Origin of the sequence: Rhodococcus sp. p52 (genome assembly GCF_000763325.2) — a bacterium.
GTDB lineage: Bacteria > Actinomycetota > Actinomycetes > Mycobacteriales > Mycobacteriaceae > Rhodococcus > Rhodococcus pyridinivorans.
The window spans coordinates 110,327-122,698 of the sequence record NZ_CP016821.1 but is presented as its reverse complement, the minus strand read 5'-3'; the positions used below and the strand labels follow the sequence as shown (position 1 = coordinate 122,698).

At 68.3% G+C, this 12,372-nt stretch carries 8 protein-coding genes and 1 pseudogene; 8 read left to right on the top strand and 1 reads right to left on the bottom strand.

What is annotated here, in order from left to right:
• Window positions 1–83: 83 nt before the first annotated feature.
• Window positions 84–1,271: pseudogene (locus IM25_RS24430) on the bottom strand (ISL3 family transposase); the annotation flags it as partial.
• Window positions 1,272–1,749: 478 nt separating this feature from the next.
• On the opposite strand from IM25_RS24430, the gene IM25_RS24425 reads away from it, so the two are divergent.
• From IM25_RS24425 to IM25_RS24390, 8 genes are all read left to right on the top strand, one after another.
• Window positions 1,750–2,676: a VOC family protein gene (locus tag IM25_RS24425; protein WP_033098858.1), complete on the top strand. Its 927-nt coding sequence runs from the start codon at window positions 1,750–1,752 to the stop codon at window positions 2,674–2,676.
• A 1-nt stretch (window position 2,677) separates the two neighbouring features.
• Window positions 2,678–3,520 (top strand): alpha/beta fold hydrolase, encoded by an 843-nt coding sequence (locus tag IM25_RS24420; protein ID WP_032492322.1) that lies wholly within the window; start codon window positions 2,678–2,680, stop codon window positions 3,518–3,520.
• Between the two features lie 108 nt (window positions 3,521–3,628).
• On the top strand, window positions 3,629–4,837 hold the full coding sequence (locus IM25_RS24415; protein ID WP_198162598.1) for a LuxR C-terminal-related transcriptional regulator: 1,209 nt from the start codon (window positions 3,629–3,631) through the stop codon (window positions 4,835–4,837).
• A 603-nt stretch (window positions 4,838–5,440) separates the two neighbouring features.
• Window positions 5,441–6,283 (top strand): PaaX family transcriptional regulator, encoded by an 843-nt coding sequence (locus IM25_RS24410; protein WP_052040224.1) that lies wholly within the window; start codon window positions 5,441–5,443, stop codon window positions 6,281–6,283.
• An 85-nt stretch (window positions 6,284–6,368) separates the two neighbouring features.
• Complete coding sequence (locus IM25_RS24405; RefSeq protein WP_033098815.1) at window positions 6,369–7,979, top strand: FAD-dependent monooxygenase; 1,611 nt, start codon at window positions 6,369–6,371, stop codon at window positions 7,977–7,979.
• Complete coding sequence (locus IM25_RS24400) at window positions 7,972–10,056, top strand: acetate--CoA ligase family protein (protein WP_033098816.1); 2,085 nt, start codon at window positions 7,972–7,974, stop codon at window positions 10,054–10,056. Before IM25_RS24405 ends, IM25_RS24400 begins: the two co-directional genes overlap by 8 nt.
• Window positions 10,056–11,747, top strand: a complete 1,692-nt coding sequence (locus IM25_RS24395) for a (2,3-dihydroxybenzoyl)adenylate synthase (RefSeq protein WP_033098817.1) — start codon at window positions 10,056–10,058, stop codon at window positions 11,745–11,747. The genes IM25_RS24400 and IM25_RS24395 overlap by 1 nt, the downstream gene beginning before the upstream one ends.
• Window positions 11,747–12,358, top strand: a complete 612-nt coding sequence (locus tag IM25_RS24390; RefSeq protein ID WP_033098818.1) for a gamma carbonic anhydrase family protein — start codon at window positions 11,747–11,749, stop codon at window positions 12,356–12,358. The genes IM25_RS24395 and IM25_RS24390 overlap by 1 nt, the downstream gene beginning before the upstream one ends.
• Window positions 12,359–12,372: the final 14 nt, after the last annotated feature.

Genomic DNA, 12,372 nt, shown 5'->3' with positions numbered 1-12,372 from the left:
TTGCTTCGAGAGTCACACGCTGTTCAGCGCGACCGGAACCATCCTGACCAGCCGGTCCCGGACCAGCCAGGTAGACACTCACAGATCGCCTCGGTGGGGCCGTTGCTCGTGCCGGGTCGGTCGAAGTAGGCCAGCACGTCAGCGGCCCGCTTCTTCAGGGTGCGTCCGAGGGTGATGAGCTCGGTCAACGCGGCGGGGACACCGGAACTGACCGATTCGATGACCGCGGCCATCAGCTCGCGCCCGCGGGTCCGGTCGGGTTCTCGGTAGGCGGCGATCATCCGCTGGTAGATCCCCCAGGTCGCCTCGACCTCGACGTGCTCCTCGCGCGCGAACAGGGCCTCCAGCCGCAACTGCTGCCTCTCGGTCAGCAGGCCGGCCCCGGTGTGCAAGGTTCTGCGTGCCGCGTAGAGCGGGTCGCCCGAACGGCCGCGGTGACCGTGAATGTCTTGCTGGACCCGGCGCCGGCAGCGGTCCAGGGCGTCACCGGCCAGGCGCACCACATGAAAGGGATCCATCACGGCGACCGCGTCGGGCAGCTCCTCTGCGGTGGCGGTCTTGAAGCCGGTGAATCCGTCCATCGCGACGACCTCCACCGCGTCGCGCCAGGACTGCTCGCGTTCGCTGAGCCAGGTCTTGAACGCCTGCTTGGAGCGGCCTTCGACCATGTCGAGCAGCCGCGCCGGGCCGGTCCCGTCGCGGATCCCAGTCAGGTCGATGACCACGGTGACGTACTTGTCCCCGCGCCTCGTGCGCCGCCAGACGTGCTCATCAACCCCAACCGCGGTGACCCCCTCGAACCGGGCCGGGTCGTCGATCAGGACCCGCTTGCCCTCCGCGAGGACCGCGTCGTTGGCGGTGTTCCAGGCGACCCCGAGCCCCTCGGCGACCCGCGCGACGGTCAGGTGCTGACAGACGATCCCCTCCAGCGCCCACCGCAGCCCGCGCCGGGAGAGCTTCGCCCGCGGCTCGGCCGCCCGAGTCATGTCCTGGCGCCACACGTGCCCGCACCCGGTGCACCGGTAGCGACGGATCGTCACCTCCAGCGTGGTCGGGCGCCAGCCGAGCGGCTCGTGAGCCAAGCGCCGCACGACGGTGTCACGCACAGCGCCCTCGCAGCCGCACCGGCGACACCACTGGTCGGGATCGACCACCCGGCACGCCAGCACCGCTCGGTCGGGCTCAAGTCGTTGGCCGGTGACCTCGAGGCCGAGCTCATCGAGACGGCAGAACGTGGTCAGGTCGGGGTAGCCGAAGGTAGCGTCAGGCATGTCGAGGTCTTCTGGATGGACGGCGTAGGAACCTCCATCATCGGGAGACCTCGACCCCTACCTGGACTCGCCCCCGCACCAGCCGCTACACCCTCAACTGTGATGAGCCCCGAATAGTGCTGGTAGTCGGTCGTGAGGTGGTAGTTGCGGCCGATCTTGACCTGCCTCCATCCAGAGCCTCCGGCCGCCAGCCGAAGACGAAGGGGAGAACCGTCAAACCGGGGTGCTGCGTTGCGCGATGGCGTCGCCCAGGGCCAAGGCGTGCGGCGCGTCCCCGGGCGTCCACCAGTACTACTGGGACGGCATCCGCCCGACATCCGCTTCACGCTACGAAGTGCGCGGTCCTGCCCGTCAGGGGCTTCCGAACTTCGCAGCACCTGGGCGACGACCGTTGTCACATCGTCATACATGTGCAACAGTGGTTTTGCACACATGACGATGGCCCCGCCTAGGGGTCGACCAGAGAAAGGGGAGGCCCGTGAGCAAAGTGAAGGAACTCGCCTACGTCGGATATGAGGTCTCGGACCTGGCGGCGTGGGAGCACTTCGGCGTCGATCTACTCGGGATGCAGTTCGGCGAGAAGACGACCAGCGGCTTTACGCTGCGTACCGACCACAAGGCCCACCGCTGGGTAGTGGAGGCAGGCGCGGCTGATGACCTCGTGGTGAGCGGTTACGAGGTCGCGAGCGAGCCCGAACTCGACGCGATTGTTCAGGGCCTTGGTAGTGCTGGCTTCGAGGTGACAGAAGGAGATGCTGCCCTTGCCGCCGATCGCAAGGTGGACCGGATCTTCGTCACCACCGACCCGATGGGAAACCGAGTTGAGCTCGTCAGCGGCTTCGCAGACGCCGAAACTCCCTTCGAGTCCACGAAGCTCCTAGGTAGCTTCGTCACGGGCAACGGAGGCGCCGGCCACCAAGTGCTATTGACAGGTGATGTTAGCCGCGAGGAATACCTCGCCTTCTACGTTGACCTGCTGGGTTTCAAGATCAGCGATATCATCGTCGAGGAAGTGGCGCCGGGCATCGTCGCGGATCTAATCTTTCTGCACTGCAACCCGCGCCACCACACGGTCGCCTTCGGAAATCTTCCGTTTCCGAAGGTCACGCATCACTTCATGCTCGAGGTTAGCGACATCCGTGACGTAGGTCTTGCCTATGACCGTTGTCTAGACGCCAGACAGCCGTTCGAGATGACACTAGGCATGCACCCAAATGACAGAATGTTCAGTTTCTACGTACGGACACCGTCTGGATTCAACGTGGAGTACGGTTGGGGCGCCCTCCTGATCGACGACGAGACCTGGGAAGTCAAGACTCTCGACCGCCTGCACTCATGGGGGCACCGTCCACCCCAGGTTCTGGCCGAGCAACTCGCGCACACGGCAACGGACGAGGTGCACTGAGGTGACTCTTCGCCCGAGCGATATCGCTCGCGACGTGAAAACGAAGAACTGGAACATCCACTATTACGAGGCTGGCGAGGGACATCCGGTGGTGCTTCTGCACGGAGGCGGCCCGGGTGCCACCGGCTGGAGCAATTATGCCTCGAATATCGAGGCACTCGCTGAGAGTTTTCACGTCTTTGCCGTGGATATGCCCGGTTGGGGCGAGTCCGACGCAGTCTCCTTCGATGAGGTTGACCATGTTGAGGCGGCAGTGCAGTTCCTGGATGCCCTTGGCATCGAGAAGGCTGCCTTCGTCGGGAATTCAATGGGCGGCCACACGTCTATCAGACTGGCTGCCGAGCAGCCGGGTCGCGTGTCGCACCTGATCACGATGGGTCCGCCAGCGACCATGCGGCCAATCCTCTTCGGTGCTGGCGATGGTCCGTCCGAAGGGCTGAAAGTGATGTACGAGGCGTACCGGGCGCCCAGTCCGGAGAACATGCGTCGCCTCGTTGAGATCATGGTCTTTGACTCCGCCACTTTTGCGACGCCTGAGCTGTGCCAGGCGCGGTCGGATGCAGCACTGTTGCGCCCGGATCACCTGGAGAACGTCGTCGCGGGGCTGCCTCGGGCGCCCATCCCCATCTGGGCGGATATGAATACCGTCCGTGGCATCACGGCGCCGACTCTACTTATTCATGGTCGTGATGACCGAGTGGTGTCATTTGAGACGTCGCTCATGCTTTGCGCAAGCATCGCCAACTCCCGTGTCGCACTGATCAACCGGTGCGGCCACTGGGCGCAGGTCGAGCACGCTGCCGAGTTCAACAGGCTGGTGACCGACTTCGTACTTCACAATTGAGAATTCCCGGTTTTCATGCACCTATGAAGCACCCTCCCAGTGCTTGCCTTCGGAAGGCCCAGCCTTGGGGCTGGCCTCGGATCCATGCGGAGTAAGGAGTCGGATACCGTGAGTGAGGCGGCAACCTCCAGTATCTCGGTGGGGCGCCTGAACGAGCTGGGTGAACCGTGGGCGCTCCCTGGATGCCCGGTTCCATTGGAGGTGTTGCAGGAGGTTCGTGACACGGTCCGCGCCATGCAGTTCCTGGTGCCGCAGCTGGCTGATCCCGACGTCGACGAGGTTGTAGACGTCCGGACAGCCACGGCGGCATTGTCGCGTGTATGGCAACTGGCGATCGGGGCGATCGACGCAGGGCAGCCAGACGCGGGAGTCGAGTCGAGAAGGAAACTTCTTGAAGTTCTCGGCAGGGTCAGAAACTTTGAGGCTCGGCTCCGCGAGGCGCAGGCACGCGAGCGTGAACGCGCATCGGACGTTTTCCAACAAACTATGTCGGAGTTGGAAAACACCGAGTCAACGGAAGCACTCCTCCAGCGTGCTACGGAGGTGGTCTGCGGCATCGGGTTCGACCGGGCGATCGCATCGACCCTGCAGGACGGCATGTGGTTCACCAATGCAGTCTGTATCCCCACGGACGAAGCGTGGGCAACCGAGATACTACGTGTCGGCGGCGCTCATCCTCAAAAGGTGTCTTCATTGTTCGAGTCGATCATGGTACGAGGAAAGAAGGCGATCTGTGTGACCTCGGTCTCAACTGATGAGCGCATCCATCGGCCCCTCGCTGACATCTCTAGGGTCCATTCTTATGTGGCTGCACCCATCTTGCAGAAGGGCCTCGTGGTCGGGTTCCTACATGCGGATCGCTACTTCCAGCGTCGCTACGTCGGTGAACCTGATCGGCGGTTGCTCACTCAGGCAGCCCGATCGGTCTCGCACCTGTGGCAGAGAAACGCCCTCTTAGACAGGCTCGGGGTGATCCAGTCAGGGCTGGCGAGCCTCAGCGACACCGCAACGGGTGCCGCCGACGGATACGCGGATATTACAATGCCGCCACCCGCCGGTGGAGTCGGAAGAGCGAACAGCTTCATGCGCTCTCAGTTGGACACGTATCCGCGGCAGGCGGTCCGGTTTGCGCCCGCCTCGTCGCTGTCAACGCGCGAGAGCGAGGTGTTACGGCTCATGGCCGCCGGCGAGACGAATTCAGCAATAGCGGCGCGGCTATTCGTCACAGACGAGACGGTGAAGTCGCACGTCAAGCAGATTCTCCGGAAGTTGCATGCGCGCAATCGGGCCGAGGCAGTCGCCAAATGGCTGGCATGAGTACTGTTGGTGAACCATCGGGTTCGAGGCGCACATGGATACGCACGAACAAAAGTGGGGACATTGCCCGTGGGCGAGCCCCTCAGACCTTCTTGGTGGCCGTATGCGGGATTCCTTGGCTCTGCAAACAGCTCACTCCCCTGGCAGTGGACGAGCCTGGCCTTGCTGAGACGCTATCGGGCCATTGCCGCGACCCCGAAGTTAACCAAAGCAGACCGGTGGCACAGTGGATGCTGGGATTTCACATACGAACATGCGTATGACATACGCGCAGCGCATTGAGCCCGAATGACCATGCCTTCCGCACCTTGGATGCGGCCCCTGTCCCAGAAAGTCCGAGCAGAACCGTGATGAAACCCCGGTCCGTCGCGTTCGATCTCTTCGGTGAGTACCTGCGCTATCGGGGCGCGGGGGACACGGTGACGGGGGGTCACGGTGGTTCAACAAGATGCTCAAGCTTCAGATCTGCGAGCCTCGGGTCTGGTGTCGCCTGGGGCGTCACCCGCTGGGCCTCTCACACTGGAGAAGTGTCTACGCTATGTCTACGTCGACCGTCAAGATTGTGACACGCATTGTTGGTTGGCGAGAGCGAAGGGATGAGCGATGAAGCCCAGAGGGATCGTCTTCGACCTGTTCGGCGGCTACCTGAGATACCGCGGCGGGGAGGCTCCGCTCCGGGATCTCGTTGCGTTGCTGGAGAGGTTCGGGGTGGGGGCGTCGTCGGCGCGTGTCGTGATGTCTCGCCTGCGAAAGGAAGGCTGGTTCGACACCCGCCCGGGCAGGGACGGCCGCGAGGTGGTCTACGCACTGAATGAGCGCAGCTGGCGGATGCTCGACGAGGGGCGTGAGCGGATTTTTACAGACCCCCGGTCCAGCTGGGACGGCTGGTGGCACATAGTCATCTACTACGTCCCGGAGACGGCGCGTGCGACGCGTGAGGAACTGCGGAAAGAGCTGTCGTGGCTCGGGTTTGGACCGCTCGCGGCGTCCACCTGGATCTCGCCACACGACCGGCTCGCCCGCGTGGAGGAGAAGTTCGCCCACGAGCCCGACGTTCGGCTGGACCTGCTGCGCGCCCGGTCCAAGGGACTGCCGGCGGACCGCGACATGGCCGAGCGTTGCTGGGACCTCGACGCCCTCAACGCCGACTACCGGGTGTTCCTCGAGCGATACCGTGCGCAGCTGCCCCGCTACCGTTCGGGCCGGCTCGGGCCGGACGAGGCGCTGGTGACACGCATCGAGCTCTTCCACGAGTGGCGGAAGTTCCCCTTCCGTGACCCTGGCCTGCCGCTGGAACTGCTGCCCGCCCGTTGGCGCGGCCACGACGCGTACCAGCTGTTCAAGGAGGCGTCCGAACTCTTGCTCCCTGCGGCAGAGCGAGCCATCGACTCCGTAACCGGTACTCGGCCTGAGGAACCGGTGCAGATGCCCGTGTCAACTACTTGACGCTCGTCGGTCAGATGTCACAGACTGGCCGGACTGGCTAGCCGCAGTGGTGGCCACACGATGACGTGAATGCGTAGGAGATCCCATGTCGCTCTCAGTGGCCTGCATCGGTGGTGGCCCCGGCGGGCTGTTCGCCGCCACGCTCATCAAGCAGCGCCGGCCGGACGCCCGGGTGAGCGTCTACGAGCGCAACCGCGCCGACGACACCTACGGCTTCGGCGTTGTCTTCTCCGACGCCACCCTGCAGAAGATCAACGACGCCGACGCGGTACTCATCGACGCGCTGCGTGAGCACGGCAGGCACTGGGAGGACATCGAGGTCCGGCTCAAGGGCGAGCGGATCACGGTGGGCGGCAACGGGATGGCCGCCATCTCCCGCAAGACCCTTCTGCTCCTCCTGCAGGACCGGGCCCGCGCCGAGGGCGTGGACCTGCGCTTCGAGACCGAGGTCGACGTCGACCAGGTGCTCGCCGAGCACGACGTCGTCGTCGCCTCCGACGGCGCCAACTCCCGCACCCGTGACCGCTTCGCCGACCAGTTCGGTCCCTCCGCGGTCCAGGCGAGGGCGAAGTTCATCTGGTTCGGCACCTCGTACATGTTCGACGGGCTGACCTTCGTTCACAAGGAGGGTCCGCACGGCGTGTTCGCCGTCCACGGCTACCCGATCTCAGCAGATGTCAGCACCTTCATCGTCGAGACCGACGAGGAGACCTGGCGCCGCGCCGGCCTCGACGAGTTCGACGTCACCCAGCCCCCGGGGCCGAGCGACGAGAAGAGCCGGAAGTACCTCCAGGAGCTCTTTGCCGACGAGATCGACGGGCAGCCGCTGCTAGTCAACAACTCCCGCTGGGGGAACTTCCGTACCCGTCGCGCCGACTCGTGGCACGCCGGCAAGGTGGCCCTACTCGGCGACTCCGCGCACACCGCGCACTTCTCGGTCGGATCGGGCACCAAGATGGCGATGGAGGACGCGATCGAGCTTGCCCGCGCCGTCGTCGAGCACGACGACGTCGAGCAGGCGCTCGCCGCGTACGAGGGGGCGGCCCGCCCGTCGGTGGAGAAGATCCAGGGCTCGGCCCGCCCGAGCCTGTCCTGGTGGGAGCACTTCGGCCGCTACCACTCCGCGTTCGACCCCATGCAGTTCGCGTTCCACTTCATGAGCCGGTCCATCGGTCGGGCCAAGATCGCCCGGCGTGACCCGGACTTCATCGCCGCCGTCGATGCTGCGTGGCTCGACCGTCACGGGAGTGACCCGCTCAGCACCCCGCTAGACCTGGGCCGCGTCGTCTTCCCGGGCCGCACCGCGCGGATCGTCGAGCGCGACGGACGGCGGTTCGTGGCCGACGGCAACGGCGCCCTGGTGCCCCTCGCCGAGTGCCCACCGGCCGACGGCGTACCGGCACGCTCCCCCGGCAAGGACGAGCCGTGGGCTCTGTGGCTCGCCGCCCCGGAGTCCGAGGACGGCGTGGCCGGTGCCGCGGCCACGGTGGTGGCCTGCCGCTCCGAGCGCCCGGCATTGGTCGCGGTGCACGGCGGTACGCCGCTCACCCGGGTGCTTCTGGCCGAGGAGGTCCGCCTCGCCGTCGGCCTGCCGGTCGCCCTGGTGGAGGAGCAGGCCGACGAGGACCGCGCCGCCACCCTGGTGCTCTCCGGCCGGGCCGACCTCGTCGCGATCGCGGGAGGCACCGGTGTCTGACCTGCGCTCCCTCTTCTCACCGCGCGGCGTCGCCGTCGTCGGCGCCTCGCGCTCCGGCGCGAAGCTGGGCGCCGTCATGGCCCGATCCCTGCGCAGTTTCGACGGCGCCCTCGGGCTCGTCAACTCGCGCAACCCCGACCCCGGCTCTGGACTCCACGCCTCCGTCGCTGCGGCCTCGCAGGCCCTGGGCGCCCCGCTGGACCTGGCCGTCCTGTGCGTTCCCGCCGCGGCCTGCGCCTCCGCCGTCGAGGACGCCGCCGCGGCCGGCATCAAGGCCGCCCTCGTCTGCGCCGGCGGGTTCGCCGAGTCCGGCGAGGCCGGCGCCGCCCACCAGGCCGCCCTGCTCGAGGCCGCCCGCCGCACCGGCGTTCGGCTGCTCGGGCCGAACACCTCCGGGTTCTTCTCCCCCGCCCAGAAACTCACCGCGAGCTTCGTCCCGGCTGCTGGGGACGTCCCCGCCGGCGGCGTCGCCGTCGTCGCGGCCTCCGGCGGGATCAACCACGCCCTCTCCTTCCTCCTCGCCGAGGCCGGCCTGGGCGTCAGCCTCGCCGTCGGGCTGGGCAACGCCACGGACGTCACCGCCCCTGACGTCCTGGACCACCTGCGCGGGGACGACGCCACCCGGGTGGTGGCGCTGCATGTCGAGTCGGTCGCCGACGGGCGCCGGCTCGTTGAGTCCGTCCGGGCGCTGACGGAGCGCGTGCCCGTGGTGGCCCTCGTGGTCGGCCGCAACGACGTCGCCGAGTTCGCCCAGTCCCACACCGGCGCGCTGGCCACCTCGTGGCGGACCACGCGGGCCGCGCTGCGCCAGGCCGGCGCCATCCTGGTCGACGACGAGCAGCAACTGGTCGACGCGGTCGTGGCGCTCTCCCACTCCCGTCTCGCCCCGGCCGCGAATCCCGGCGTCGGCATCGTCACGGCGCAGGCCGGGCCCGGTCTGCTGCTCATGGACAGCCTGCGCGGGCACGGTGTCGCCGTGCCCGGTCTGTCGGACGGGACGGTGGCGCGGATCGGTGAGCTCCTGCCGCCGCTGACCTACCAGCGCAACCCGGTCGACACGGGCCGCCCGAGCGAGACGTTCGGCGCCGTGCTCGAGGCCGTCGCCGCCGACCCGGGCGTGGACGTCGTCGCCACGTACGCCCTGACGGAGCCGGACAGCATCGACCTGGCCGCCACGGTTCCGGCGGCCTCGGCCGCCTCGGCCGTCCCGACCCTCGTCGGGCTCGGCGGCGCGCCGGAGGAGGTCCGGGAGATCCGCCGTCGTCTCCACGCCGCCGGCGTCGCCGCGTACGGCGCCCCGACGGCGCTGGCCACCGGTGCCGCGGCACTCGTCGAGGACGCGCGGCGCCAGCACCGTGCCCGTCAGGACGCCGGCGCCGGCACCGACGGCGGAGCGGACGGGGCCGACGGCGGAGCAGACGCGTCGTCCTTCCCCATGGTGACGCGGACGGCGTGGGACGAGGACGAGGCCAAGGCTCTGGTGGGGCGGCTCGGCTTCCGCACGATGGCCCGCCGCGCCTGCCAGAGCGACGCCGAGGCGCACGCCGCCCTGGACGCCGTCGGCGGCCCGGTCGCCGTCAAGCTGCTCGACGCCGCCGTGCTGCACAAGACGGAGATCGGCGGCGTGCGCTTGGGCGTGCGCACCCACGACGAGCTGGATGAGGCCCTCGCCGCGCTACGCGCCGCGGGCGCGGACCGGGTCCTCGTCGAGGCGATGGCACCCTCCGGCGTCGACCTCATCGTCGGCGCCCGCCGGGACCCGGTCTTCGGCCCCGTCGTCCTGCTGGGGCTCGGCGGCACCGTCGCCGAGGCGTTGCAGGACGTCAGCCTGCGCGTCGCGCCGCTCTCCCCCGCCGAGGCCGCCACCATGCCTGACGACCTCGCCGGGCGCGCCCTGCTGGAGGGCTTCCGCGGCTCGCCCACCCTCGACCGCTCCGAGCTCGCCGCCCTGCTCAGCGCGCTCGGCGCCCTGCTGCTCGACCACCCCCACCTGGGCGACGTCGAGATCAACCCGCTGCGGGTCACCGCGGACGGGCTTGTCGCCCTCGACGCTGTCGTCACCACGAAGGAGTCGTGATGGTCCGCCCCATCGCCGAAGGAATCGTCCCCTGGCCCTCCGAGCTCGCCCGCCGGTTCACCGCCGCCGGCTACTGGGAGGGCAGGTCGCTGGGTCACCACCTGTGGGCCGCCGCCGACGAGCACCCGGCCAAGACCGCCGTCGTCGACGGCGACGTGCGGATCACCTACGCCGACCTCGTCGCCCGCGCCGACGCCGCCGCCTCCCGGCTCCGGGACCTCGGCGTGGCCCGTGGCGACCGGATCGTCGTCCAGCTGCCGAACGGCTGGGAGTTCGCCGTCCTGACGCTCGCCTGCTTCCGCGCCGGGATCGTGCCGGTGATGGCCCTGCCCGGGCACCGCCGCCACGAGATGTCCTACTTCGTCGAGCACGCCGAGGCGGTCGCCGTCGCGGTGCCCGACGTGGTGAAGGACTTCGACCACCAGCAGCTCGGGTTCGACCTCGCCGCCGAGCACGCGGTCCTGGAGCACGTGCTCGTCGCCGGCGAGCACGTCGCCGAGGGTGCCGTCGACCTGGGCGCGCTCTGTGCCCCGCCCGCCGATGACGCCGACGCCAGGTCGCACCGGGCAAGGTGGGACGCCGCGGAGCCGGCGAGCTCCGACGTCGCCCTCTTCCTACTCTCAGGCGGCACCACCGGCATCCCGAAGCTCATCCCCCGCTCGCACGACGACTACGCCTACAACGCCAAGGAGTCCACGAAGGTCTGCGGCTTCGACACCGACACCGTCTACCTGGTCAGCATCCCGGCCACGCACAACTTCCCGCTCGCCTGCCCGGGCGTACTCGGGACTCTGCTGGTCGGAGGGACGGTGGTCATGCTGCCCAGCCCGTCGCCGGCGCGGGCGTTCGCCACCATCGAGCGTGAGGGCGTCACGCACACCGCCGTCGTCCCCGCCGTCGCCAAGCGGTGGCTCGACGAGCAGGCCGCCAACCCGACCGACCAGCTGGCGTCGCTCAAGGTGCTGCAGGTCGGCGGCTCGCGGCTGGCCGACGAGGTAGCCCGCCGCGTCCCCGGCACGCTCGGCTGCATCCTGCAGCAGGTGTTCGGCATGGCCGAGGGACTGCTGAACTACACCCGCCTCGACGACCCCGAGGAGATCATCTTCACCACCCAGGGCCGCCCGATGTCCCCGGACGACCAGGTCCTGCTCGTCGACGAGCACGACAACCCCGTCCCGCAGGGCACGCCGGGGTCTCTCATCACGCAGGGCCCGTACACGCTGCGCGGGTACTACCGGGCCGAGGAGCAGAACGCCCGGGCCTTCACCACCGACGGGTGGTACCGCTCCGGCGACATCTGCCGCATGGACGAGATGGGCAACCTCATCGTCGAGGGCCGCGACAAGGACATAATCAACCGCGGCGGGGAGAAGATCTCCGCCGAGGAGATCGAGAACCTCGTCTACCAGCTGCCCGCGGTCCGGCTCGTCGCCGCTGTCGCCATGCCCGACGACGTCCTCGGCGAGCGGGTGTGCGTCTACGTAGTCCCGCACGACGGGCAGTCCGTGAGCCTAACGGACGTCCACGCCGCGATGGAGACGGCCGGGGTGGCCCGGTACAAGTGGCCCGAGCACCTCGAGGCCACCGACGAGCTGCCGACGACGAAGGTCGGCAAGATCAACAAGAAGGCGCTCCGCACCGACATCGCGGAGCGTCTCGCTGCCGGGCTTGGCATCCGCGCGAGCCTCTGATGCCGGCTTACGCATTTGCCGGGGTCACCCCGGTCGTCGATCCGACAGCGTACGTCCATCCAAGCGCGGTCCTGATCGGTGATGTGGTGGTCGGGCCGGGCTGCTACGTCGGTCCGCACGCGTCCCTGCGAGCCGATCTCGGCGGAATCGTGCTGGGTGCGGGCTCGAACGTGCAGGACGGCTGCGTCGTGCACACCTTTCCCCGCCGCACGACCGTGATCGGCGAGGACGGGCATGTCGGGCACGCGGCGGTGCTCCACGGGTGCACGGTGGGGGCCGGCGCGCTGATCGGGATCGGCGCCGTCCTGCTCGACGGCGCACGGGTCGGTGAGCGTGCCTTCGTCGGGGCGGGCTCGCTTGTGCCTGCGGAGATGCAGGTTCCCGCCGGACACCTGGTGCTCGGCTCCCCGGCTCACGTGGTCCGCGAACTCTCCGACACCGAGTTGGAGTGGAAGGCGAACGGCACCCGGATGTACCACGAAATCGCTGTCCTCTCGCACGAGCGGCTCGAGGAGGTCATCCCTCTCACAGCCCCCGAGGCGGACCGCCCGGCGCTGCCCTTCGGCTCGGACGATGCCGTTCCCATCCGCGAAGCAAGAGTCACCGGCTGACGGTGACCGAGCTG

Coding starts and splice junctions, on each gene's coding strand:
- IM25_RS24390 (WP_033098818.1), top strand. CDS start 11,747: ATGCCGGCTTACGCATTTGCCGGGGTCACCCCGGTCGTCGATCCGACA.
- IM25_RS24410 (WP_052040224.1), top strand. CDS start 5,441: ATGAAGCCCAGAGGGATCGTCTTCGACCTGTTCGGCGGCTACCTGAGA.
- IM25_RS24395 (WP_033098817.1), top strand. CDS start 10,056: ATGGTCCGCCCCATCGCCGAAGGAATCGTCCCCTGGCCCTCCGAGCTC.
- IM25_RS24405 (WP_033098815.1), top strand. CDS start 6,369: ATGTCGCTCTCAGTGGCCTGCATCGGTGGTGGCCCCGGCGGGCTGTTC.